General features: G+C 64.6%; 21 protein-coding genes. 8 read left to right on the top strand and 13 right to left on the bottom strand.

Translation table 11 applies throughout. From position 1 onward, the window contains the following. Window positions 1–22: 22 nt before the first annotated feature. The 7 genes from BGO64_RS15750 to BGO64_RS15720 form a co-directional block, all read right to left on the bottom strand. Entirely contained in the window at window positions 23–1,126 is a 1,104-nt protein-coding gene (locus tag BGO64_RS15750) for a beta-N-acetylglucosaminidase domain-containing protein (RefSeq protein WP_202043994.1), read from the bottom strand. Between the two features lie 45 nt (window positions 1,127–1,171). Then, window positions 1,172–2,899 carry a potassium/proton antiporter gene (locus BGO64_RS15745; RefSeq protein ID WP_286700997.1) on the bottom strand — a complete coding sequence of 576 codons (1,728 nt, stop codon included), beginning with the start codon at window positions 2,897–2,899 and terminating at the stop codon, window positions 1,172–1,174. A gap of 268 nt (window positions 2,900–3,167) precedes the next feature. After that, a complete protein-coding gene (locus BGO64_RS15740; RefSeq protein ID WP_010674048.1) occupies window positions 3,168–3,314 on the bottom strand; it encodes a hypothetical protein in 147 nt (48 codons plus the stop codon). Next, window positions 3,314–4,000, bottom strand: a complete 687-nt coding sequence (locus BGO64_RS15735) for a M15 family metallopeptidase (protein ID WP_103244661.1) — start codon at window positions 3,998–4,000, stop codon at window positions 3,314–3,316. Before BGO64_RS15735 ends, BGO64_RS15740 begins: the two co-directional genes overlap by 1 nt. 29 nt (window positions 4,001–4,029) lie before the next feature. Next, window positions 4,030–5,157: a succinyl-diaminopimelate desuccinylase gene (gene dapE / locus BGO64_RS15730; protein ID WP_039039875.1), complete on the bottom strand. Its 1,128-nt coding sequence runs from the start codon at window positions 5,155–5,157 to the stop codon at window positions 4,030–4,032. A 23-nt stretch (window positions 5,158–5,180) separates the two neighbouring features. Further along, window positions 5,181–5,531 (bottom strand): ArsC family reductase, encoded by a 351-nt coding sequence (locus BGO64_RS15725; protein WP_039039874.1) that lies wholly within the window; start codon window positions 5,529–5,531, stop codon window positions 5,181–5,183. A gap of 374 nt (window positions 5,532–5,905) precedes the next feature. Continuing rightward, entirely contained in the window at window positions 5,906–6,220 is a 315-nt protein-coding gene (locus BGO64_RS15720; RefSeq protein ID WP_010674057.1) for a hypothetical protein, read from the bottom strand. A 285-nt stretch (window positions 6,221–6,505) separates the two neighbouring features. On the opposite strand from BGO64_RS15720, the gene dcuC reads away from it, so the two are divergent. Both dcuC and BGO64_RS15710 read left to right on the top strand, forming a co-directional pair. Further along, window positions 6,506–7,882, top strand: a complete 1,377-nt coding sequence (gene dcuC / locus BGO64_RS15715; RefSeq protein WP_286700996.1) for a C4-dicarboxylate transporter DcuC — start codon at window positions 6,506–6,508, stop codon at window positions 7,880–7,882. Between the two features lie 137 nt (window positions 7,883–8,019). Then, a complete protein-coding gene (locus BGO64_RS15710) occupies window positions 8,020–9,159 on the top strand; it encodes a M20 family metallopeptidase (protein ID WP_286700995.1) in 1,140 nt (379 codons plus the stop codon). Between the two features lie 70 nt (window positions 9,160–9,229). Here the strand turns inward: BGO64_RS15710 and BGO64_RS15705 are convergent, their stop codons facing one another. The 3 genes from BGO64_RS15705 to asnS all read right to left on the bottom strand — a co-directional run bounded on the left by BGO64_RS15705 (window position 9,230) and on the right by asnS (window position 13,110). After that, a complete protein-coding gene (locus tag BGO64_RS15705; RefSeq protein WP_167824853.1) occupies window positions 9,230–9,886 on the bottom strand; it encodes a Dph6-related ATP pyrophosphatase in 657 nt (218 codons plus the stop codon). A 127-nt stretch (window positions 9,887–10,013) separates the two neighbouring features. Then, window positions 10,014–11,357 carry an anaerobic C4-dicarboxylate transporter gene (locus BGO64_RS15700; protein ID WP_286700994.1) on the bottom strand — a complete coding sequence of 448 codons (1,344 nt, stop codon included), beginning with the start codon at window positions 11,355–11,357 and terminating at the stop codon, window positions 10,014–10,016. A gap of 352 nt (window positions 11,358–11,709) precedes the next feature. Further along, complete coding sequence (asnS, locus tag BGO64_RS15695) at window positions 11,710–13,110, bottom strand: asparagine--tRNA ligase (RefSeq protein WP_039039869.1); 1,401 nt, start codon at window positions 13,108–13,110, stop codon at window positions 11,710–11,712. Between the two features lie 240 nt (window positions 13,111–13,350). Between asnS and BGO64_RS15690 the strand changes: the two genes are divergently transcribed. Beyond that, entirely contained in the window at window positions 13,351–13,653 is a 303-nt protein-coding gene (locus BGO64_RS15690; protein WP_010674063.1) for a hypothetical protein, read from the top strand. Here the strand turns inward: BGO64_RS15690 and BGO64_RS15685 are convergent. Beyond that, window positions 13,641–14,462, bottom strand: coding sequence for a HAMP domain-containing protein (locus BGO64_RS15685; RefSeq protein WP_286700993.1), 822 nt, complete (start codon window positions 14,460–14,462; stop codon window positions 13,641–13,643). The two genes, BGO64_RS15690 and BGO64_RS15685, sit on opposite strands and share 13 nt — an antisense overlap. A gap of 135 nt (window positions 14,463–14,597) precedes the next feature. Beyond that, window positions 14,598–15,872: an adenosylmethionine--8-amino-7-oxononanoate transaminase gene (gene bioA / locus BGO64_RS15680; RefSeq protein ID WP_010674065.1), complete on the bottom strand. Its 1,275-nt coding sequence runs from the start codon at window positions 15,870–15,872 to the stop codon at window positions 14,598–14,600. Between the two features lie 193 nt (window positions 15,873–16,065). On the opposite strand from bioA, the gene bioB reads away from it, so the two are divergent. The 5 genes from bioB (at window position 16,066) to htpX (ending at window position 20,915) form a co-directional block, all read left to right on the top strand. Next, window positions 16,066–17,154, top strand: coding sequence for a biotin synthase BioB (bioB, locus tag BGO64_RS15675; protein WP_201872009.1), 1,089 nt, complete (start codon window positions 16,066–16,068; stop codon window positions 17,152–17,154). After that, window positions 17,151–18,347, top strand: coding sequence for an 8-amino-7-oxononanoate synthase (gene bioF / locus BGO64_RS15670; protein WP_286700992.1), 1,197 nt, complete (start codon window positions 17,151–17,153; stop codon window positions 18,345–18,347). Before bioB ends, bioF begins: the two co-directional genes overlap by 4 nt. Beyond that, on the top strand, window positions 18,337–19,140 hold the full coding sequence (bioC, locus tag BGO64_RS15665) for a malonyl-ACP O-methyltransferase BioC (RefSeq protein ID WP_286700991.1): 804 nt from the start codon (window positions 18,337–18,339) through the stop codon (window positions 19,138–19,140). Before bioF ends, bioC begins: the two co-directional genes overlap by 11 nt. A 108-nt stretch (window positions 19,141–19,248) precedes the next feature. Further along, window positions 19,249–19,929 (top strand): dethiobiotin synthase, encoded by a 681-nt coding sequence (gene bioD, locus BGO64_RS15660; protein WP_286700990.1) that lies wholly within the window; start codon window positions 19,249–19,251, stop codon window positions 19,927–19,929. A 113-nt stretch (window positions 19,930–20,042) separates the two neighbouring features. Beyond that, window positions 20,043–20,915: a protease HtpX gene (gene htpX, locus BGO64_RS15655; RefSeq protein WP_010674070.1), complete on the top strand. Its 873-nt coding sequence runs from the start codon at window positions 20,043–20,045 to the stop codon at window positions 20,913–20,915. A gap of 80 nt (window positions 20,916–20,995) precedes the next feature. On the opposite strand, the gene BGO64_RS15650 is transcribed toward htpX, so the two are convergent. Continuing rightward, window positions 20,996–22,798 (bottom strand): MOSC N-terminal beta barrel domain-containing protein, encoded by a 1,803-nt coding sequence (locus tag BGO64_RS15650; protein ID WP_286700989.1) that lies wholly within the window; start codon window positions 22,796–22,798, stop codon window positions 20,996–20,998. Window positions 22,799–23,022 lie beyond the last annotated feature (224 nt).

Here is a 23,022-nt window from a genome sequence, read left to right as displayed (position 1 = left end):
CACTTTTCATGGACTCATGAGGTCAGTCGGTCAGGCAGTCCGGATCGAACACGTACTCTCCGGCCAGCCAGCGCAGGATCTCGTTCACGCAGGCCTGATCCTGGAACGGCAGGTAGCGGCTCTTGAGGTGGATGACCTGCTCGGGGGTGAGCTGGGCCAGACCGATATCCTGGAAGAGCGGCAGGTCTGCCTGGATCATGGCGGAGATCTGCGGCCCGCAGGTGGCGTTGAGGGAGGCGTGCAGCGCCTTGTCAGGATCGTACTGCTTGCCGAGCTTGTAGCTCATGGGCAGGGTGGCGAGCGGCAGGGCCGAGAGGGCCGCCTGCTTCATGGGGTTGACCGCATGGCCGCTCACGAGATCCGCCAGCTCTGCCGGACGGTTTTCGAAGGCGCGCAGGTGCAGGAAGCTGCTCGCCTTGCTGCCGTCATTGACCGGATAGTTGTCCCACAGGAAGGGCTTGCGATGGAGCCAGTCGGCGGCCTGTTTGAGGTGGGCAGCCGGATACTCGGTGGAGCAGACTTTGGGGCCGGTCCAGAAGACATCGATGCGCCTGTCGAGCCCCTGACCCAGATCCTGCAGATAGTGGGGGGGCATGGCACCGAACACCTTCTCCAGCACCGGATCCGTGCTGTAGTAGCTGGGGCAGAACAGCAGGCGGCCTGCGTCGGTGTGGGCCGCGATGTCGTGGGCGATGGTGAGCTGCCAGTGGGCGAGATCCGGGGTGTCCCCCTTCATGTCGTCAAACAGGATCGCCAGGATATCGGGCTTGAGCACCTCTTCGATGAGCCTCACCTTCTCCAGCAGGGCGGGTCGCTGGCGGGCATAGTCGTGATGGGCCCCCATGGGGCTCAGGCCCACCCCGAAGGCCAGACCGTTCTCCCGGCACTGGCGGGCGAGCTGGCACAGGGCTTCAAGCTGGTCGGCGGGCCAGGGGGTGGCCCAGTGCTTGCGCAGGTAGCCGTCTTCCTTGGGGGCGTAGAGGTAGAAGCCATAGCCGTGGCGGGGCAGCCACTGGGCGTAGCGGGCACGGGCTTCCCAGCTCCAGCCCTTGCCAAAGAAACCCTCGATGAGGCCCAGCTTGGGCGAGGGAGGATACAGACCGGACAACAGGGTTTGATAAGGCATGGTTCACTCCCTTCTCACACAAATGCGGGCTACGATGGCCGGCGCCTAGACGGGGTCTTCTTCCAGGAAGCGTACCCCTATCTTGCGGGGTTCACCCTCTTCCATTTCCGCCACCGTCCAGAGCAGTCCCTGCCAGGCGACATGGTCACCGACCACCAGATTATCGCCCAACTGGTGGGCAATAAAATCGCCGAGGCTCTGATCCGCCACCTCGCTCACATCCAGCCCGTAGAGCGGGGCGAGATCCACCAGCCTGGCGTTGGCCTCCAGCAGGAAGTCACCGAAGAAGCGCGGGCCCAGATCCTGCTCCGGCGCCTGGCTGAAGAGCTGACCGAGGGCGGGCAGGTCGTGCTCGTGGCCGATGACGCAGAGGATGTCATCGGATTGCAGGCAGGTACTGCCCGAGGGGTGGAGCAGCTCCTGGCCGCGGAACAGGGCGCAGATGCGGGTGCCCTGGGGCATGCGCAGCTCTCGCAAGGGGGAGCCGATGCACCACTTCTCGGCGCTCAGGCGATAGACGAAGGTCTCCCACTGGCTGTCGAGATCGATTTCCAGCCCAGAGCGGTTGATGGGAGAGGGCGGTGCGGGCACCTCCACTCGCGCCAGCTTTGATGCCAGCGGCAGCGAGCTGCCCTGCAGGATGAGCGAAACCAGCACCACGAAGAAGGCGACATTGAAGTAGAGCTGGGCATTGGGCAGCCCCGCCATCATGGGGAAGACCGCCAGGATGATGGGCACGGCGCCGCGCAGCCCCACCCAGGAGATGAACCAGCGCTCGCGCGGCGCGAAGTTCTTGAACGGTAGCAGTCCAATCCAGACCGACACCGGACGGGCAAACAGGATCATCCACATGGCCAGAGCCAGCGCCGGCAGGGCGATGGGCAGCAACTTGTGGGGAGAGGCGAGCAGCCCCAGCACCAGGAACATGCCGATCTGGCTGAGCCAGGTCAGGCCGTCCAGCACGGAGAGGGTGGTGCTGCGGCTGCGCAGGGAGAGGTTGCCGAGCAGCAGGCCGGTGAGGTAGATGGCCAGGATGCCGCTGCCCCCCACCGCCGTGGTGAGGGCGAAGATGAGCAGGCCGCCGCTCACGGTGAGCAGGGGGTAGAGACCGGGGGCGAGCTTGGCACTGTTGATGAGCTTCCACAGCAGCCAGCCCCCCGCAAGGCCGATGCCAGCGCCCAGACCAAACTGCTTGACGAGTTGCAGTAGCAGGAAGCCGGCATCCAGCCCCTGCTGGGCGGTAGCCAGTACCTCGATCAGGGTGACGGTGAGAAAGACCGCCATGGGATCGTTGCTGCCCGATTCTATCTCCAGGGTGGCGCTGACCCGCTCGTTGAGGCTGCGCCCGCCGAGCAGGGAGAAGACCGCCGCCGCATCGGTGGAGCCGACGATGGCACCGATGAGCATCCCCTGCATCAGGTTGAGGTCGAACAGCCAGGCGGCGGCGAGGCCCGTGAGGCCGGTGGTGATGGCCACCCCGACCGTGGCCAGCGAGAGCGCGGGCCAGAGCGCGACCCGAAAGGAGGAGACCCGGGTGCGCATGCCGCCATCCAGCAGAATGATGGCCAGCGCCAGGTTGCCCACCAGGTAGGCGACCGAGTAGTCGGCGAAGTGGATGCCGCCAGGACCATCCTCACCCGCCAGCATGCCGACGGCGAGGAAGATGACCAGAATGGGGATGCCGACTCTGGAGGAGAGTGCGCTCAACAGGACACTGGCGCTCACCAACAGGGCACCGATGAAGAAGAAACTGTTGACGGTGGTGGCATCCAATGGCGAACTCCTTATGGCGGGCTGCAAAACAGGCACATTATATGCAGATTGACCCCCTTTGTGTGGCTTAATTGTGCATTGTTTTGCAGTTTTTTACGTTTGTTGCGCAGTTTTCAAGCAGGGCGAGGGCGGAGTGCCCGCGCGGGAAAGCGTAGGGAAAGGGGGCAATGGATGGGGCTTTCAGTGCAGGCAGAGGGGGGCGGCAGAGGGCGAAAAAATGCCGTGGACGAGAAGGGGGCAGGAGCGCCGACGGGCTCCTGCGAGTAGGTCAGTCGTCCTCGTCGTCCTTGACCTCCCGGATCTTGTCCTTGTACTTGGGCAGCTGTTTCTCGAGCTGCTTCATGTCCTTGATGGCGTTGAGAAACAGGCCGAGCAGAAACAGCAGCGGCAAGCCTATCCATAACCACAAGCTCATCAGAATCTCCTTTCGTGGTGTGCCGGGGTGACATAGCGGGCCAGGATCTCGTCGAGATGGGCCAGGATGCACTCCTTGCCTTCAATATCCGCCCCTTCCAGACAAAGCGCCAGCGCCGCCGGATCCAGGGCCAGCCCATCGGATTCGGGTGCGAAGCTCAGGTGCCAGGGCTCGTAGGCAACCCCCTGATCCGGTTGCTCCCCTTTTGCATAGGGCAGGAAGAAGCCGAAGTCGTTCATGTGATCGTCCAGCCATTCGCGCAAATCGGCAAACCAGCCGCCCGCCTCGTACTCCCAGGGTTCCAGCGCGAGCCGGGTGCCGGCGGGGAGGCAGTCTGGATCGTAGATGTCGAGATCCGTGCCCCAGTGATGGCGGCTGGTGCCGGGCAGGGCGCTCCAGTGCAGGATGGCGTGCAGTCGCTCGGTCTCGCCCAGTTGCAGGGCATCGAGGGGCTGGTTGTGCGCATCCAGCAGAGGGCGCTCCCCGCGCCATTTGCCGTTCCAGATGGCGAGCTGGCGCTCGAAGCCGCGCCAGCTGGAGGCCGCCTGCAGGTTGAAACCGGCATGGGCGGCAGCCACCTGCATGTCGTTGAAGGCCGCCGCGGTGGCGGCGGTCAGACGATGGGGGCCGCGCCCCACCAGGATGAGGTGGCTCTCATCCAGCCCAAGCAGTTGATCCTGATTCATGGTCTGGTCTCTCTTGTCCGGAGCGCCGCTCATGCCAGCAGTCGTGCCAGCACCCCTTGGTACATGTCCGCCAGCAGGTCCAGGTCGTCCGCCTTCACACACTCGTTCACCTTGTGGATGGTGGCGTTGACCGGGCCGAGCTCGATGACTTCCGCCCCGGTGGGAGCGATGAAACGCCCATCGGACGTGCCCCCCGTGGTGAGCAGGGCCGGCTGCTGGCCGTTCACTGCCGCCACGGCGGCGACGGTGGCTTCCAGCAGGGCGCCGGTGTCCGTCAGGAAGGGCTGGCCGGAGAGGGTCCACTTCAGCTCGAAGTCCAGGCCGTGACGGGTCAGCAGCGCCTCGACCCGCTCGCGGATAGCCGCATCGGTGAGCTCGGTGCTGAAGCGGAAGTTGAACTGGACCTGCAACTCCCCCGGAATGACGTTGGAGGCGCCGGTGCCGCCCTGGATGTTGGCGATCTGGAAGCTGGTGGGGGGGAAGTAGGCGTTGCCCTTGTCCCACTCGATGGCGGCGAGCTCCGCCAGCGCCGGGGCCGCCTTGTGGATGGGGTTGTCCGCCAGATGGGGGTAGGCGACGTGGCCCTGCACCCCGCGCACCAGCAGATCGCCGGTGATGGAGCCGCGACGGCCGTTCTTCACCACGTCCCCGACCTGGGCGGTGGAGGAGGGCTCGCCGACGATGCACCAGCGGATCTTCTCGTTGCGTGCCTCCAGGGTGTCGATGACGCGTACCGTGCCGTTGATGAAGGGCCCCTCTTCATCCGAGGTGATGAGAAACGCGATGGAGCCCTTGTGGTCCGGGTGCTCGGCCACGAAGCGCTCGGTCGCCACCACCATGGCGGCCAGAGACCCCTTCATGTCGGCGGCGCCCCGGCCATGGAGCATGCCGTCCTTGATGGTCGGCTCGAATGGCGGGGTGTCCCACTTCTCCAGGGGGCCGGCGGGCACCACGTCGGTGTGGCCGGCGAAGCAGAAGAGGGGACCCTCGCTGCCACGGCGTGCCCAGAGGTTGGTGGTGTCCTCGAAGACCATGGGTTCGATGACGAACCCCAGGCGCGCGAGGCGCTCCGCCATCAGGGTCTGGCACCCTTCATCCAGGGGGGTCACGGAGGGGCGGCTGATCAGATCCTTGGCCAGTGTGATGACGTCCGACATCGGTGTTCCTTAAACAGAAAAAGTTAACGGGAGAAGAGGGATTGATAGAGGTCTGCCTTGAAGCCCAGGGTCAGGGTGCCGTCCTGGTCCAGCAGCGGGCGCTTGATCATGGCCGGGTGGGCCAGCAGCAGATCACGTGCCTTGGCGGTGTCGAGCCCCTGTTTTTCTGCTTCTGGCAGGGCGCGGAAGGTGGTGCCACGGGTGTTGAGCAGGGCTTCCCAGCCCAGCTTGGCGAGCCAGAGATCGAGCTGCTCCGGGCTCAGACCGTCGGCGCGGTGATCGTGAAAGCGGTAATCGATACCCGCCTCCTCCAGCCACTTGCGGGCCTTCTTGATGGTGTCGCAGTTCTTGATGCCATAGAGGGTGGTGGCCATGGGGGATCCTTTGTCTGCGGGCCGGCGGCCCTGAAATCGTGCAAGGGCCCGATTCTGGCATTGTGGCCCCCCCATGGCAACGCTCATGGCCGGATGGGCTGGTTTTACCAGTCAGGCGGAGTGGAGAAGGGAGGGGGCCGCGCGCCAGAACACGCTGGTCTGTGACGGGATGCGCTGCGGTATCAAAGGGGGAGACCGAGGGAGGAGGCCCTTATGCTGCACACCTGGCCGGATAGGACGACAGGGGGCAGGGAGCCTCACAGGGAAGCACACCTGGCCGGATGGGGCCGCTGGGGCCGGGGAAGAAACGGCGGGGGCCAAAAACCAGAACGCGCCTGCTGGTCTGGGCGCGTTCCGGATTCAGGGGACGGCACTCAGTGCAGGGTGGTCCACTCGTGATCGAAGACCCGTGCCCGCTCCCAGGGGGCATCCGGCAGGCTGGAGGAGAGGCCGGCGTATTTGCCCACGTCATCCATCACGATGGCGGAGAGAATGGGCAGGTGATTTTCGGTGCAATACATGCGGATGCGTTGCAGCAGGGTGCGCAGTTCATCCTGGCACTGCTCCAGCCCGGCCTGCCTGGCCAGTTTGGAGTAACGAATGGTGGTGCGTTCCTTTGCAGACTCGACGAGGATGTCCCACAGCTTGCAGTCGCAGGTCGGGGTGCCTGCGGTGGCTTGGTTTGTCATAACTCTCTCCGGTGCGAAATGGTCGCTCTGTGTCGACGGGCATCTTGGCCAGTTCACCCCGGCGGGATGTTGATCCAACGCAAACAAAGTGGCGGTTGTCGGTCAGGGATACCCTGGGGAGCATTCTAGATCCAGTTCTGTGATGTTAAATGTCGTTTTTAGTTTTATTTTTGGAATAAAAATCTACAACCGTTTGCTTTTTCCATCTTTATTGATGGTGATCAAGAGGAAAGGGGAGATCCACCACTAGATTGCGCTTCTCGATAATCTTGTCAGGAGTGCACCTTGGAACTCGTCTTCGTCTTGCTCGTGCTGATCGCCGTGGTCTACGGCATCATCAAGGATTACAACCCGCAGGCGGTGCTGGCGCTGGCGGGCATGGCCCTCTTCACCGTCGCCTACTGGCTGGGACTGCACCCCATTCTGCCCGCCGACAAGAGCACCGGCTTCGCCCTGTTCGACCTGTTCGAGGTGTTCAAGGGGATCTTCTCCTACCGTGCGGCGGGGCTCGGCCTCACCATCATGGCGGTGGCGGGCTTTGCCACCTACATGTCCCATATCGGTGCCTCCCAGGCGCTGGTGCGGGTGGTGGTCAAACCGGTGGCGGGCATCCAGTCCAGCTACCTGATGCTGGCCATCTGCTACCTGGTGGCTGTCTTCGTCTCCCTGTTCGTCACCTCCGCCACTGGCCTTGGCCTGCTGTTGATGGTCACCATGTACCCTGTGATGCGCAACCTCGGCATCAGCCCGGCTTCCGCCTGCGGCGTCATCGCCACCTCCCAGGCGTTCGAAATCGGCCCGACCCAGACCAACGCCATCTTCTCCGCCGGTCAGTCCGGCATGGATCCCACCAGCTATTTCGTCGACTACCAGATCTGGTTGGTGGCTCCCATGTTGCTGGTGACCATGGTGCTGCACTTCTTCTGGCAGCGGCACTGTGACCGCCAGGAGGGTTGGGATCCGGCCCTGCATCGCGGCGAACACGCGGAGCTTGACGAAAAAGGGGCAGACGAGGTGGCCGCGCCAACCTGGTACGGCCTGCTGCCCATCATCCCCTTCGTGCTGATGATGACCTTCTCCAAGCTGCTGGTGACCACCATCAGCGTCAGCGTGGAGGTGGCCATGCTGCTGTCGGTCTTTATCGGCATGCTGTGCGAGCTGCTGCGCACCCGCTCGGTGCGCACCGCCTTCGCGGGGCTGTCGAGCTTCCTCGACGGCATGGGCAAGGTGTTCGGTCCCGTGGTGGCGCTCATCGTCTGTGCCGAGCTCTTCGCCGAATCCCTCAAGGCCATCGGCGCCATCGACACCCTGCTCCATTCGGCCAGCAATGCCGGCATCGGCAGCGGCCTGATGACCCTGGTGATGGTGGGGCTCATCATGGTGGCGGCGGTCATCATGGGCTCGGGCAACGCGGCCTTCCTCAGTTTCTCCTCCCTGGCCCCCGCGGTGGCGGCCAAGTTCGGCGTACCGGCGGTGACCATGCTGCTGCCGATGCAGCTCGCCTCCAGTATCGGCCGCACCGTCTCCCCCATCGCGGCGGTGCTCATCGCCTGTGCGGGCATCGCCAAGGTCTCTCCCTTCGTGGTGGTCAAGCGTACCAGCGTGCCCATGGCGGGGGCCCTGGTGACGGCGCTGCTCCTCAACTATCTGCTGTTCATGTAAAGGCTCTGGTGTAGAGGTGGCGGCCAGTTGATCCACGCTGGCCGACCGCCGTTGACGAGGCGGCGCCGAGTGCCCGCCCACTCTTATCGTTGCAAAAACAGTCTGTGTTTTACGCAGATTGTTCCATGGAGAAGACAATGAACGACCTCACGCGCCCGTTTTCCCTCGATACCTATCTGGCGGATCTGGCCCCGCTCATCAACCTCGACTGCGGCACCCGCACCCCGGCCGGGGTGGCCCGGGTCGCCGACATCATGACGGAGAAATATGAGGCCATCGGCTGGCAGGTGACCCGCCACCAGTTCGCCGCCGAGTGCGGCCCTTGCCTGGAGGCAACCAATGCCCCGGGGGCGGATCACTACGACGTCATGCTGGTGGGCCACATGGACACCGTCTTCCCCGAGGGGACGGCGGCCAAACGCCCGCTGAAAATCGAAGGCAATCAGGCCTTTGGCCCCGGCGTCTCGGACATGAAGAGCGGCCTGCTCTCCACCTGGTATGCCTTGAAAGAACTGGACCCGGCCGTGCTGGCCAGGCTCAAGGTGCTGGTCTGCTGCAACTGCGACGAGGAGATTGGCTCCCCCTGGTCCAAAGCGTGGCTGGTGGAGCGAGCCAGACAGAGCGGCTGCGTGCTGGTGGCCGAGGCGGCCCGCCCGAGCGGAGAGCTCATCAGCGCCCGAAAGGGCAATGCCAAGTACCGCATCACCTTCCACGGCAAGGCCTCCCATGCCGGTTCGGCCCTGGCACAAGGGATCTCCGCCATCACGGAGCTGGCCAACTGGGTGCTTGCCATCAACCAGCAGGTCAACATGGAGACCGGCACCACCATGAACGTGGGGGTGGTGCAGGGGGGGACCGGCGTCAACGTGGTGCCCGACTTTGCCGAGGCGATCGTGGATTTGCGCTTCTGGCGCAACGAAGAGGCGCAGGCGGTGCACGACCGGCTCACCTTCATGGCCAACAACCCCTTCCTCGCCGGTTGCCGGGTCGAGGTGGCGCGCCAGAGCTTCAAGCCCGCGATGCGCCCGAGCGGCGACACCGAGGCCCTGATGGCACTGGTGGAGGCGGCAGGCAGGGAGGAGGGCGTCCCCTTCACCTGGCTGGAGGCCGGTGGCGGCTCCGATGCCAACTTCACCGCGGCGGCCGGGGTGCCGTCCCTCGATGGCTTCGGCCCCATGGGGGGCGGCTTCCACTCGGAGGCGGAGTTCCTGCTGCTGGAGAGCATCGAGCCGCGCATCCGCCTGCTTAAGCGGGTGCTGGGCAAGCTGACCAAATAGGTCAACGTTAAGGACAAGCAAAACGGGAGGCCAGCGCCTCCCGTTTTTTATGTGTCGCCCTCGTGAGACGTCATTCCTCGTCCTCCAGCAGATAGGCGAGGTGCTCCTGGCGCGCTACCTGCCAGTGGCCGAGCGTCAGCGGCGCCGCAAACCCGGGGCCGTCGGTCACCATGGTGTGGTACTCCCCCTGCTCGCCGCAGGCATCGAAGCCATCCCGATCCGCCAGTTGCTGCAGATCGCTGAGGGTGCCAGCATCGAGCCTGCGCCCCACCCACTCGGGGGCCAGTACCCGGGTATCGACGCAGGAGAGGTGGGCGACGATGCCGCGGGCCAGCATGTCCGCCAGCAACGCCTCGCGGGGTTGTTGCCATAGCGGGGTGTGAACGGTGAGCCCCAGGGGGCGACAGCGCTCGCGGATCCAGTTCGGCGCGCCCCCCACGCTGTCGATGTCGCCGGTGACGACCCCATCGAGTTGCCACTCCTCTTTCAATGCCGCCAGGGCCCGCTCATAACCGAGATCGAACGGCGCTTCGATGGTGACCAGCCGATGGGGCAGTGCGAGGGCCGCCGCCTGACGGCGAACCTGTGACAGGGGATGGGCGAGAAAGCGGGGCGCTGGCGGGGCAAAGGTGATCAGGGCCACCACCTGATGGCCCGCTTCCCGGGCGTGGCAGAGGGCCTGCATGGCATCTTTGCCGCCGCTCCAGAGCAGGATGACGCGAGACATGGGGGATTTCCGCTGAATAAAAGAGGGCTCATGCTACCCAGAGTGGGGGGCGATGGCAAAGCGCGGGCCGGGGATGCGGGGATAAAAAAGCGGCTCCCACGGGGGAGCCGCTCGCACCGGATGCCTGTTACAGCAGGATGCTGGTCAGGATGAAGCCCAGGGTACAGGAGGTCACCACCCCGATGAGGCCCGGAATGATGAAGCTGTGGTTGATGATGAACTTGCCGATGCGGGTGGTGCCGGAGCGGTCGAAACCGATGCAGGCGAGATCGCTCGGGTAGGTCGGCAGCACGAAGTAGCCGTAGCTCGCCGGCAGGAAGGCGATGAGCAGTTTGGGTTCGACCCCCAGCGCCAGCCCCATGGGGGCGATGGCGGTGAGCGCCGCGGCCTGGCTGTTCACCAGCTTGGAGATGAGGAAGAGCACCATGGCGTAGGTCCAGGGCTGGGCCTGTACCACGTGGGCCAGGGTCTCCTTGAGCAGCGGCATGTGGGCCTGGAAGAAGGTTTCACTCATCCAGGCGACCCCGAACACGGAGAAGATGGCGACCATGCCCGCCTTGAAGACGGCGCCGTTGGCGATCTCCCCCGGCTTGACCTTGCAGCGCATCAGGATGATGGCGCCGGCGATCAGCATCATCATCTGGATCACCAGGTTCATGGAGAGGGGGCCCGTCTTCTCCTTGATGGTGAAGACGGGGCGCAGCGCCTCATCGGCCCCCAGCAGCACCACGGCAGCGATGGCGGCGAAGAAGATCCAGGTGGACCAGTAGGCCTCTTTCGGGAACTTGGTGTTGAGCAGGGTTTCACCACCGCCGTAGATGAAGTCCCGCTGGGCAGGGTCCTTGATCTTGGCCTGGAACTCCTCGTCCTTGTCCAGATCCTTGCCGCGGCGCAGGCTCCACAGGGCCGCCATCATGACACCCGTGAGAGAGGAGGGGATGGCCACCATCAGGATGTCGAGCAGACCGTAGGCCTGACCCACGCCGTGAGCCGCCGCCAGGATGGAGACCATGGAGACCACGGCCACCGAGACCGGCGAGGCGCAGATGGCCATCTGGGAGGCAACGGATGCCACTGCCATGGGGCGCTCCGGGCGGATGTTCTTCTGCAGCGCGATGTCGGCGATGATGGGGAACATGGTATAGACCACGTGGCCGGTGCCGCACAGGAAGGTGAGGGTCCAGGTAGTGAGCGGCGCCAGCAGAGTGATGTACTGGGGGTGACGGCGCAGCAGACGCTCGGCCACCTGCATCATCAGGTTGAGACCGCCGGCGGTCTGCAGGGTGGCGGCGCAGCCAATGACCGCCAGTATGGTCAGCATTACCTGCACCGGCGGCTCGCCCGGCACCAGGCCGAAGACGAAGGTCAGCAGGAACAGACCAATGCCGCTGATAAGACCCAGCCCCATGCCCCCGAAGCGGGTACCCAGCAGCAAGCAGCCGAGTACCACCAAAAATTCCATCAAGATCATTCCATTACCTCGTGTGTTTTATCCATGTCCCCATCGGCCAGCTGCCCGGGATCCGCTGTCATCAATTACCCCTGAAGGGTTAATTGATATTTTGTCACCCCTAAAGGGGTAAAAAATTGCGTTGCTTCAACAACCGGCTTTTTTCCGATTTAAGTGCATAAAAACTACGGTTCAGCCCTTGAACAGGGGACCGCTTCCTGGCGCACACCAGATAAATGACGGGAAAGATGGGGGAGATCACAGGGTTTGGAATGCAAAAGGCGGGAATAACACGTGCGGGAAGAGCGAGGCGGGCATAAAAAAAGCCGACCCCGGGGGTCGGCTTTTGCACGGTGCGAGTGGGCGGGTCGCCTTAGAACTCGGCGGTGCGGGGAGTACGGGGGAAGGGGATCACGTCGCGCACGTTGCCCATGCCGGTCACGTAGACCACCAGGCGCTCGAAGCCCAGACCGAAGCCGGAGTGGGGCACGGTGCCGTAGCGACGCAGATCGCGGTACCACCAGTAGTCTTCCTTGTTCAGACCCATCTCGGCCAGACGGGCATCCAGCACCTCGAGACGCTCTTCACGCTGGGAGCCGCCGATGATCTCGCCGATCCCCGGGGCCAGTACGTCCATGGCGGCAACGGTCTTGCCGTCGTCGTTGAGGCGCATGTAGAAGGCCTTGATGTCCTTCGGATAGTTCTTCACCACCACCGGGGACTTGAAGTGCTCCTCGGCCAGGTAGCGCTCGTGCTCGGAGGAGAGATCGATGCCCCAGGAGACCGGGAACTCGAAGCTTTTGCCGCAGTTTTGCAGCACGTCGATGGCGTCGGTGTAGTCAATCTGGGCGAAGTCGGAGGCGACGAAGCGCTCCAGACGGCCGATGGCGTCCTTGTCCACGTGCTGGGCGAAGAACTCCAGATCGTCGCGGCGCTCGGTCAGCACGGCGTTGAAGACGTACTTCAGCATGGCTTCGGCCAGGGCGGCGTTGTCTTCCAGATCGGCGAAGGCCACTTCCGGCTCCACCATCCAGAACTCAGCCAGGTGGCGGCTGGTGTTGGAGTTTTCGGCGCGGAAGGTCGGGCCGAAGGTGTAGACCTTGGACAGGGCGCAGGCGTAGGTTTCGACGTTCAGCTGGCCGGACACGGTCAGGAAGGTCTCCTTGCCGAAGAAGTCCTTGTCGTAGTCCACCTTGCCTTCGGGGGTGCGCGGCAGGTTTTCCATGTCCAGGGTGGAGACGCGGAACATCTCGCCGGCCCCTTCGGTGTCGGAGGCGGTGATGAGGGGCGCCGCGATCCAGAGGTAGCCCTGTTCGTGGAAGAAGCGGTGAATGGCCTGGGAGAGGCAGTTGCGCACCCGGGTCACGGCACCGACGATGTTGGTGCGGGCACGCAGGTGGCCCTGCTCGCGCAGGTACTCGATGCTGTGGCGCTTGGCAGACATGGGGTAGGTGTCCGGATCTTCGACCCAGCCCACCACCTTGACCTCGGTGGCCTGCAGTTCGAACGCCTGGCCGCTGCCCTGGGACTCGACCACGGTGCCGGTCACTTCGACGGAGCAAGCTGTGGTCAGACGTTGCACTTCATTCTCGTAATTGGCCAGGGTATTGGGGGCGACGGCCTGCACCGGATGGAAGCAGGAGCCATCGGAAACGGCCAAAAATGAGATCCCCGCCTTGGAATCGCGGCGGGTCCGGATCCACCCTTTCACAGTCAGGGTGGTGCCGACCGAATACTTACCGGCCAGCACATCAACTACGGATGCGTGCGTCATCGAAATATTGTCTCCAGCTTGTTCTTGCAGCGCTATTTGCAACACTAGGGGTCTGGCCCGGGCGCAGTTGGCCCACCATGGCAGACTAAGCCGTTCATCTTACCCGCGCAGGTTTGATAAACAAGCAAAAATGTCGGACCCTTGCGGGGATTTCCCCATGCATCGTGCATGGATCATGGCGGTTGGACGGGGGTGAGGGTGAAGGAGCGCAGGCGGGGGCCGGATGGCTGGATACGGGTGTTGCAGGGGCTGGTGATCCTCTGCTGGGGCGGCTTTGTCGCCCTGCTCTCCCTCTATCACTTCGCCCGGCCAGAGGTGGCTTACGGCTTTCTGGTCTATGGGGGCGTCAAGGTGCGCCAGAGCTGGGACCCCCTGCTTACCCCCTGGCTGGAGCGCGGGCTCTGGGGTTGCTGCCTGCTGACCCTGGTGGTGCTGGTGCTGGCCCGTGGCCGCAGCCGTCGGCAGGAAGATGCCCGCCACGTCAATCTCTTCATCCTGCTGCTGATCCTGGTGGCCTGCCTGCTGCTTTACTACCGGGGCTGAGGGCCGTCGCCGTCATCCATCCCCTGAGAGGCGGGGCGCTTGCCTATCTGGCGCTCCACGCTGTCGAGCATCTGGTTGTAGGCGAGCGCCACCCGGCCAATCTCGTCCCCTTCATCCCCCTCCAGCCTGTGGCCGAAGTCGTTGCGATCGGTGGCCTCCTCCATGGAGCGGGTCAGCTGGTTGAGAGGGCGGACTATCCAGGTGCGGATGACCCAGAGGGTGAGCAGGAGTCCCAGCCCGAAGATGAGGGTGAGGCTCAGGGCCGAGGTGAGGATGTTCTGCTCCACCCGGGTAAACAGGGTGTCGAGGGAGTAGTCAAAACGCACCGCTCCCAGTACGGTGTTTTCCGGCACCTGGTGGCAGCTGGTGCAGTCGGTACCGCGAAAATCCTTTCTGGCCAGCAGCGGGCGGGTCACCACCAGCCGGCTGTGCATGCCCTCATGCTCTACCTCCAGGCTCCCCTTGCCCACCAGCGCCAGGGCATCGTACCTGTCCTTCGGGGCCTCGACGTCACGGCCCGGCCCGTACTGCTTGTTGACCGCCGCCCCGCGCACGATGCGGGCATCTTCCACGTGGGCGTGATGGAGAAACTTGGCGCGCAGGGTATCGCGGGCGTCCATCTTGCCGGTCAGCATCAGCATGTTGAGGCCGTCGAAGTAGGCCTCGGTCTGCTCGCGGCTCTGTTCCTTGATGAGGGTCAGGATGAGGTCACGCTCGCGCACCGCCTGATAGGCCGCGGAAAACACCAACACCATGGAGAAGATGAAGAGCAGGAAGAAGTTGATCTTGGCAGCAATGGAGAGGCGCATGGGACTGGTACATCTGTTGGGTAAAACCCGCGCAGTCTACTCTCCTCGCCGGACGGGTTTTGGTGTCTTGCTCACATTCTGATGAAAAAGCGCCGAAAGGCCCTGCGTTCTCATGCAGGGCCCGTTCATCCGGACTCAATATTCGCCGATGGTGATGGCCTCGTGGATGGCGCCGGTCAATACCCGCAGCTCCTCGGGGGTGATGACGAAGGGAGGCATCAGGTAGATGAGCTTGCCAAAGGGACGGATCCAGGCGCCCAGCTCCACGAACTTGCGCTGGATGCGCGCCACATCCACCCGCTCCTTCATCTCCACCACCCCGATGGCGCCGAGCACCCGTACATCCGCCACCGCCGGGTGCAGGGTCAGTTCCACCAGTTCGGTTTTGAGTTGGTGTTCGATGGCTTGCACCCGCGCCTGCCAAGGTGAGGCGAGCAGCAACTCGATGGAGGCGTTGGCCACCGCGCAGGCGAGCGGGTTGCCCATGAAGGTAGGGCCGTGCATGAAGACGCCTGCTTTGCCGTCACACACGGTGCGAGCCACATGCTCGGTAGTGAGCGTGGCCGACAGCGTCAGGTAGCCGCCGGTGAGTGCCTTGCCCAGGCACATGATGTCGGGGCTGATCCCCGCCCAGTCGCAGGCAAAGAGCTGGCCGGTGCGGCCAAAGCCGGTGGCGATTTCATCTGCTATGAGCAGCACGCCGAATTCGTCGCACAGGGCGCGCACCCACTGCAGGTAGCGGGGGTGGTAGAAGCGCATGCCGCCTGCCCCCTGGACGATGGGTTCCAGCACGATGGCGGCAATTTCCTCGTGATGATCCGCCACCAGGGTGGCCAGCTCCACCACGCTCTGCTCGTCCCACTGAGCGTGGAAGCGGCAGCTGGGCGCTTCGACGAAATGGTGTTCGGGCAGGAAGCCCTGGTAGAGCTCGTGCATGCCGCCATCCGGGTCGCACACGCTCATGGCGCCGAAGGTGTCGCCGTGATAGCCGCCCCGAAGGGCAACGAATTTGGCGCGGGGCGTCCCTTTGGCATGCCAGTACTGCTGGGCCATCTTGAGGGCCACCTCCACCGCCACCGAGCCGGAATCCGCCAGAAAGACCCGATCCAGCCCCTTCGGGGTGATCTCCACCAGTTTGCGGCAGAGCTCGACCGCCGGGGCATGGGTCAGGCCGCCAAACATCACGTGGGACATCTTGCCGAGCTGGGCGGTGGCGGCCGCGTCCAGTTCCGGCACCTGATAGCCGTGAACGCAGGCCCACCAGGAGCTCATGCCATCCACCAGCTCGCGCCCGTCCGTCAGGGTGAGGGTCACCCCTTTGGCGCTGGCCACTTCATAGCAGGGCAGGGGATGGGTGAGGGAGGTATAGGGGTGCCAGACGTGGTGCAGGTCGAATTCTTGATTGGTCATTTTGTGTTCTGTTGTCAATTGATTTGATCTGGTCGGTGTTGACAGTCTACGCGTGCTCTCTACACTAGCCAACAATTTCAGCCACTTGGCTTCGCGCACGCCCTGGCGTCGCGCTGTCCAGCTGGCGGGTCTTGCGGCGAACGCTCTCTTGAGCGCGGCGCAGGATCCCACCAATAACAACCGGAAGCCATGTATGAATGCTCTCACCGCGGGTGCCCACGCCCTTCGTCACGACTGGACCCTGTCCGAGGTTCAGGATCTCTTTGCCCTGCCATTCAACGATCTGCTGTTCCAGGCCCAGACGGTGCACCGCGCCCATTTCGACCCGAACGAGGTGCAGGTAAGCACCCTGCTCTCCATCAAGACCGGGGCCTGCCCGGAAGATTGCAAATATTGTCCCCAGAGCGCTCGCTACCACACCGGGCTCGAGACCGAGCGGCTGATGGAGGTGGAAAAAGTGCTGGAGCGGGCCCGGGAGGCCAAGGCCAACGGCTCGTCCCGCTTCTGCATGGGGGCGGCCTGGCGCAACCCGAAAGAGAAGGACATGCCCTATATCTTGCGGATGATCGAGGAGGTGCGCGGGCTCGGTATGGAGACCTGCATGACCCTGGGGATGCTGACCGCCGATCAGGCGGCGCGTCTCGGGGCTGCGGGGCTCGATTACTACAACCACAACCTCGACACCTCGCCGGAGTTCTACGGCGACATCATCACCACCCGCACCTATCAGGACAGGCTCGACACCCTGGAGCATGTGCGCGGCGCCGGCATGAAGGTCTGCTCCGGCGGCATCGTCGGCATGGGGGAGCAGGCGAAAGACCGTGCGGGCCTCTTGATGGCGCTGGCCAATCTGCCGCGCCACCCGGAGAGCGTGCCCATCAACATGCTGGTCAAGGTGAAGGGGACGCCCCTGGAGAACCAGGAGAACCTGGACCCGTTCGAATTTATCCGCACCATCGCCGTGGCGCGCATCATGATGCCGGCCTCCCACGTGCGCCTCTCCGCCGGGCGGGAGAAGATGAACGAGCAGATGCAGGCCATGTGCTTTATGGCCGGGGCCAACTCCATCTTCTACGGCTGCAAGCTGCTGACCACCCCCAATCCGGACGAGAACAGCGACATGCAGCTCTTCAAGCGCCTTGGCATTCGCCCCGCCCAGCGGGCCCAGAAGCCGGATCAGGTTCAAGAGGAGGAGCTGCTGGCCGAGGTGAACCGCCAGAGCGAGCCGAGCGAACTCTTCTACGATGCCACCCGTTCCCGCGAAGATGTCCTCCGTCCATGATGACGCCCGTTGTTACCGGCCCCTTTGCCCTGGGGGAGGCGCTGGCCGAGCGTGAACAGGCCACCCTGCTGCGCCGACGCACCCCGGTGGATGTGGCGAGCGGTGGGCGGATCCGGGTCGGGGGGCGCGATTACCTCAACGTCTCTGGCAACGACTACCTGGGCCTTGCCGGTCACCCCGCCATCAAGGCCGCCTTCACGGCGGGGGTGGCGCAATATGGCGCAGGGGCAGGCGCCTCGCCCCTGGTGACGGGTTACAGCCGCGCTCACCAGCAGCTGGAAGAGACGCTTGCCGACTGGCTCGGGGTGGAGGCGGTGCTGCTGTTCAACTGTGGCTTCTCCGCCAATCAGGCGGTGCTCAAGGCCCTGCTCGGCAAGGATCACCTGCTGTGGCAGGACAGGCTCAACCACGCCTCCTTGCAGGAGATGGGGAGCCAGCTCCCCTGCAAGATGAAGCGCTTCGGCCACAACGACATGGCGGCCCTTGAGCGGCTGCTTGAGCCAAACCGGGGCCTGATCGTCTCGGAAGGGGTCTTCAGCATGGACGGGGATCAGGCCCCCTGGGTTGAGCTGGCAACACTCGCATCCCGAAGCGGCAACTGGCTGATGATTGACGATGCCCACGGCCTCGGCGTGCTGGGTGCCGAGGGGCGCGGCACCCTGGCGGCCCAGGGGGTTGCTCCGGCCAGCGTGCACATCCAGATGGGGACCTTCGGCAAGGCGCTCGGGGTGGCCGGCGCCTTTGTGGGCGGCAGTCGCGAGCTGGTGGCGTATCTGGTCAATTTTGCCCGCCACTATGTCTACAGCACCCATATGCCCCCCGCCCAGGCGTGCGCCGTGCGCCAGAGCATCGAGCTGGTACGCGTAGCCGACGAGGCCCGTGCCCACCTGGCTCGCCTTGTCGCCCGGTTCCGGCAGGGGGCGCAGGCGCTCGGCTGGCGGCTTGGGGCAAGCGATACCCCCATCCAGCCGCTGCTGGTGGGGGAGAGCGTCGCTGCCCTGCAACTGGCCGAGCGGCTGCGGGAGTGCGGTGTCTGGGCCGGCGCCATCCGCCCGCCCACGGTGCCGGTCGGCACGGCGCGCCTTCGCATCACCCTGTGCGCCGCCCATGGCGAAGATGACGTGGATCGCCTGCTCGAGGCCCTGGGACCCCGCCCATCCACCGACGAGAGAGGGGGCGCCCATGGTGCATGAGCGTTTCCAGTCGGTGGACAAGGCGCAGCTCGCCCGCCGCTTCGGAGCGGCGGCCCGCCACTACGACGCCCACGCCCGCTTCCAGCAGGAGGTGGGGCAGTCGCTGCTGGCGCGCATGGACGAGGGGGGCGTGAAAGAGGTGTGCTCAGGGGCCGGGCTGGATCTGGGTTGCGGTACCGGTTTCTTCCTGCCTGCCCTGGCGCCGCGCTGCGAGACGCTGACCGGGCTGGATCTCGCACCCGGCATGCTGGCCCAGGCGGCCCTTCGCGGCAGCGGAGCCCGCCTGGTGTGCGGCGACGCGGAGGGGCTGCCCTTTGCCGACCAGAGCCTGGACTGGGTTTTCTCCAGCCTGGCTCTGCAGTGGTGCGAGCGGCCGGCCCAGGCCTTTGCCGAGCTCAACCGGGTGCTCAAACCCGGTGGCCAGGTCTTCTTCTCGACCCTGCTTTCGGGGTCACTGTGGCAACTGCGGGAGGCCTGGCGGGCCGTGGATGGTCGTGACCATGTCAATCGCTTCCTGACGTTGCCCCAGTTGCAGCAGGCGGCCCGTGACGGGGGCTTCGAGGCACCGGCACTCTGCCCGCTGACCTGGTCCCTCGCCTACCCGGCGCTCAGCGGACTGCTGCGCGACCTCAAAGGGATAGGTGCGAGCCAGGTCAACGACGAGCGGTCTGCGGGCCTGGGTCATCGCCAGCGCCTGGTGCGACTGGGGGAGGCCTACGAGCGCCACCGTCAACCGGACGGCCTGCTGGCCGCCAGCTACGAGGTCTGCCTCGGGCGCCTGGTGCGGCGCTGACACAAAAAGACCCGGCGCACCCACCCCTTCAGCGGCAGGACGCGCGCCTGCCTTTCACCATGGATATCGGGGCGCCTCTGCGCCCCTGCACTGCATCGAGGAATCATCATGGGGACATCCTATTTCATCACCGGCACGGACACCGACGTGGGCAAGACCCTGGTGGCCCGCACCCTGTTGCTGGCGCTTACCGCCAGAGGCATTCGCTGCGCCGGGTACAAACCGGTGTCGGCGGGCTGCAACCGCACCCCGGAGGGGCTTCGCAATCTGGATGCCTTGCTGTTGCAGCAGGCGGCCACGGTTGCGCTGCCCTACGAGCAGGTCAATCCCTATGCCTTCGAGCCGCCCATCGCCCCCCATATCGCCGCCCGTGAGCGGGGGGTGAGCATCCCCTTCGAGGGGCTGTCCGCCGGCTTGCGGGAGATTGAGGGAGCTGGGGCCGATCTCGTCATTGTCGAAGGGGCGGGGGGCTGGTTCCTGCCGCTGGATCATCAGCGTCTGCTCTCGGAGTGGGTCGCCCAGGAGCGGCTGCCGGTGATCCTGGTGGTGGGGGCCAGGCTGGGCTGCCTCAACCATGCCCTGCTCACCGTCAGCGCCATTCGCCAGCAGGGGTTGACCCTGGCGGGCTGGGTCATCAACCGGGTGGATCCGCACATGAGCCGCTACGAGGAGAACCTGGACACCTTGAAAGCCATGTTGCCGGCCCCATTTCTGGGGGAGCTCCCCTTCGTGGACGCGGTGAATGAGGTGGATTTGCACCACTGTCTCGATGTGTCGCCCTTGCTCTGAGGCCAGACATTCAGCAAACATTCATCGAGTCTGTCTATTATCTGGGGCAAGTGTGGCATCGGTCGCCCCTGGGGCGCCCCGAACCATGCATCCATATCTCACAAGGAGTCAATATGAAGCGAATTATGCTATTCCTGGTGACCAACCTGGCCGTCATGCTGGTGCTGGGGGTGGTACTCAATATCCTGTTCTCGGTTCTGGGGATCAACAAGTCCAGCATTTCCGGTCTGTTGGTATTCTGCGCCGTGTTCGGTTTTGGGGGTTCCTTTATCTCCTTGCTGATGTCCAAGTGGATGGCCAAGCGCAGCTATGGCGTCCAGGTCATCGAGCAGCCTCGCAACGAGACCGAGCACTGGCTGGTGAGCACTGTTGCCCGTCAGGCCCGTGAGGCTGGCATCAAGATGCCGGAAGTGGGGATCTACGACTCCCCCGAGATGAACGCCTTTGCCACCGGTGCCCGCCGTGACGACTCCCTCGTCGCCGTCTCCTCCGGTCTGCTCTACAGCATGAGCCGCGACGAGGCGGAAGCCGTGCTGGCCCACGAGGTGAGCCACGTGGCCAACGGCGACATGGTGACCCTGACCCTGATCCAGGGGGTGGTGAACACCTTCGTGATGTTCTTCGCCCGCATCGTGGCCGGCGTCATCAGCAACTTCTTCAGCTCCAACAACGAGGAAGAGAGCAGCAGCACCGGCGGTTTCGCCTACATGATCACCGTGTTCGTGCTGGAGATGGTGTTCGGCGTGCTCGCCTCCATCATCGTCATGTGGTTCAGCCGTCAGCGCGAGTTCCGTGCCGACGCCGGTGCCGCCAAGCTGGCCGGCCGCGACAAGATGATTGCCGCGCTCCAGCGTCTCGCCCGCGGTGCCGAGCCGCAGATGGAGGGTTCCATGATGGCGTTCGGCATCAACGGCAAGCGCTCCATGAGCGAGCTGTTCATGAGCCACCCGCCCATCGAGCAGCGCATCGCCGCCCTGCGTGGCTGATAGCCAGTCATCTAAAGAAAACGGCTGCCCTCGGGCAGCCGTTTTGCATTCCGGGGACAGGGTTTTGCCCCCCGATCACCCTATTTGATCACCAGATCCGTCAGGGGCACGGCGCAGCAGGTGAGGATCTTGCCCTCGGCCCGCTCGGCGGCGCTGATGGCGGGGGCATCGGGGTGATCCACCTCGCCCGAGACCAGGGTCTGCTTGCAACTGCCGCAGATGCCGGCACGGCAGCTCCAGGGCAGCTCTACCCCCTGCTTGTTGGCCTGATCCAGCACGGTGCCCTGGTTGTTGCCCGCAAACTCCCGCTCGCCGATACGCAGTTGCACCGCCTGATGGGGGCGGGCCACCGAGAGCAGGGCCCCGCCAAAGCTCTCTTGGCGGATGCGCCCGGCCGGTACGCCGAGGGCGGTCAGCCGGTTGGCTGCATCGGCCATGAAGCCGTGGGGACCGCAGATGAACACCTCCCGCTCCTGCAAACCCCGGATCCGGCCCAGGTGATCGTCATTCAGACGGCCGCTGAGTCCCTGCCAGTGTTTGTCAGGCTGGCTCAGGATCAGGGTGAGGGTCATTCCCTGCTGCGCCATGGCGTGCAGCTCGCTGGCGGCAGGAATGTCTGCCTCGCTGCGACACAGGTGCATGAAGTGGACGTCACCGAGCTCCCCCCGTAGTGCCAGAGTGCGGGCAATGGAAAGCATGGGGGTGACACCGGATCCCGCCGAGAGCAGCAGCAGCCTGCGCTCGGACCCTAAGTGAAACTCGCCGGCCGGGGGGGCGGCCAGCAACCGGTCGCCCACTTTCAGCTCATGGTGCAGCCAGGGGGAGAGGCGGCCATCGGCCAGCTTCTTGACGCTGATGCTGTAACGCTCGGGCCGCTCCGGCGTGGAGCTCAGGGTGTAGCGACGTTGAACCCGTGTGTTTTTGATATCGAGGCTGATGGGCAGGTGCTGGCCAGGCAGGTAGTCGGGCAGGGGCTCGCCGTCGGCGGCCTCGAACCAGAAGGTTTCCAGATCCCGGGCCAGGGGTTCCCGGGCGACGCACACCAGCTCCCGCTTTTTCGGGGCCGCGTTGGGGTAGACCGGCGCCCGGGCCCGCTCCAGCACCTCGATCTCGTTGCCCGCCTCAATCCACCCCTCGTTCAGGGCCACCAGATTCTGGCCGAAGTAGACCTCACCATCTTCGCCACGGCGGTAGCGGGTGAGGGTGGCCAGCGGCTCTTTCAGGGCATTGAAGCGCTCCGAGCCTGCCTCCACCGTGGTCATGATGCAGCGGCTGCACGGCTTGTCCACCCGAAACTCCACCTCGCCGATGCGGATCCGCTTCCAGCCATCCTCCTCGAAGGGGCGGGTGCCGCTCGCCACCAGGTTGGTACGAAACTGGCTCATCTGGTGCAAGGCATCGGATCTCAGGTTGAGATCCTCAAGGGAAGCCTGGCTGATGAGCAGCAAGGGGTAGCCGTCCGCAAAGCTCACCCGGGTGCCGGTCTTCTCCCGAAAACGATCGGATGCCTCCCCGAGCCAGAGCAGGCGCACCGGCTCCCTCGCCACCCGGCTCAGCCACTCATCGGCGTCGGGCCCGGTGTGCAGGGCGGTAAAGCGATCCCCCCAGACACCGGTGTGCTGAGGGGCGCGACTGAACGCCGCCTCCATGAGAGCAAGGGGGGGCAGACCTGGATAGCGCAGTTGCAGCCCCCCCTGGACGGGGGTGGCCACCACCTGCTGCAACTGGGGATGGGTGCGGGCGGTGATAAAGGTGCCATCCGGTTTGACCACCATGTAGCGGCGATCCCCGGCAAGTCCCTCCTGGGTCACCTGGGCGCGCTCCAGCGGCATGCCTGCCGTCGATTTGATGGGGTAGAGATGTATGCTGGCGAGGGTCGGCATGTCCTGGTCCTTGTGCTGTGGCGATTCCTGTGAAGAGGGGAAGATAACGATTCCTGCCCCGGGCGGCAATCTTCTCCTGCTGCCCACGTCGAGGACGGCGAGGGGGCTCGGGCGACAGGCCCGAATGGCTGCGGGGTGTGACGGGGATCCGGTTGTGAAGGGGGCGACCCATAAAGCGCAACATTTATTGATCCTGATCCACCATGTCGTACAAAAAACGGCCC

It is taken from the genome of Aeromonas sp. 62-46 (assembly GCF_001898585.1).
Taxonomy (GTDB): Bacteria; Pseudomonadota; Gammaproteobacteria; order Enterobacterales; family Aeromonadaceae; genus Aeromonas; species Aeromonas caviae.
The sequence above is the reverse complement of the archived record's forward strand: the minus strand, read 5'-3'. Positions and strand labels throughout refer to the sequence as shown.

Excerpts from the sequence above, each read along its gene's own strand:
- BGO64_RS15750 (WP_202043994.1), bottom strand. The coding sequence starts at position 1,126 with ATGCCTTATCAAACCCTGTTGTCCGGTCTGTATCCTCCCTCGCCCAAG.
- BGO64_RS15740 (WP_010674048.1), bottom strand. The coding sequence starts at position 3,314 with ATGAGCTTGTGGTTATGGATAGGCTTGCCGCTGCTGTTTCTGCTCGGC.
- BGO64_RS15735 (WP_103244661.1), bottom strand. The coding sequence starts at position 4,000 with ATGAATCAGGATCAACTGCTTGGGCTGGATGAGAGCCACCTCATCCTG.
- dapE (WP_039039875.1), bottom strand. The coding sequence starts at position 5,157 with ATGTCGGACGTCATCACACTGGCCAAGGATCTGATCAGCCGCCCCTCC.
- BGO64_RS15725 (WP_039039874.1), bottom strand. The coding sequence starts at position 5,531 with ATGGCCACCACCCTCTATGGCATCAAGAACTGCGACACCATCAAGAAG.
- BGO64_RS15720 (WP_010674057.1), bottom strand. The coding sequence starts at position 6,220 with ATGACAAACCAAGCCACCGCAGGCACCCCGACCTGCGACTGCAAGCTG.
- BGO64_RS15710 (WP_286700995.1), top strand. The coding sequence starts at position 8,020 with ATGAACGACCTCACGCGCCCGTTTTCCCTCGATACCTATCTGGCGGAT.
- BGO64_RS15705 (WP_167824853.1), bottom strand. The coding sequence starts at position 9,886 with ATGTCTCGCGTCATCCTGCTCTGGAGCGGCGGCAAAGATGCCATGCAG.
- BGO64_RS15700 (WP_286700994.1), bottom strand. The coding sequence starts at position 11,357 with ATGATCTTGATGGAATTTTTGGTGGTACTCGGCTGCTTGCTGCTGGGT.
- asnS (WP_039039869.1), bottom strand. The coding sequence starts at position 13,110 with ATGACGCACGCATCCGTAGTTGATGTGCTGGCCGGTAAGTATTCGGTC.
- BGO64_RS15685 (WP_286700993.1), bottom strand. The coding sequence starts at position 14,462 with ATGCGCCTCTCCATTGCTGCCAAGATCAACTTCTTCCTGCTCTTCATC.
- bioA (WP_010674065.1), bottom strand. The coding sequence starts at position 15,872 with ATGACCAATCAAGAATTCGACCTGCACCACGTCTGGCACCCCTATACC.
- bioB (WP_201872009.1), top strand. The coding sequence starts at position 16,066 with ATGAATGCTCTCACCGCGGGTGCCCACGCCCTTCGTCACGACTGGACC.
- bioF (WP_286700992.1), top strand. The coding sequence starts at position 17,151 with ATGATGACGCCCGTTGTTACCGGCCCCTTTGCCCTGGGGGAGGCGCTG.
- bioC (WP_286700991.1), top strand. The coding sequence starts at position 18,337 with ATGGTGCATGAGCGTTTCCAGTCGGTGGACAAGGCGCAGCTCGCCCGC.
- bioD (WP_286700990.1), top strand. The coding sequence starts at position 19,249 with ATGGGGACATCCTATTTCATCACCGGCACGGACACCGACGTGGGCAAG.
- htpX (WP_010674070.1), top strand. The coding sequence starts at position 20,043 with ATGAAGCGAATTATGCTATTCCTGGTGACCAACCTGGCCGTCATGCTG.
- BGO64_RS15650 (WP_286700989.1), bottom strand. The coding sequence starts at position 22,798 with ATGCCGACCCTCGCCAGCATACATCTCTACCCCATCAAATCGACGGCA.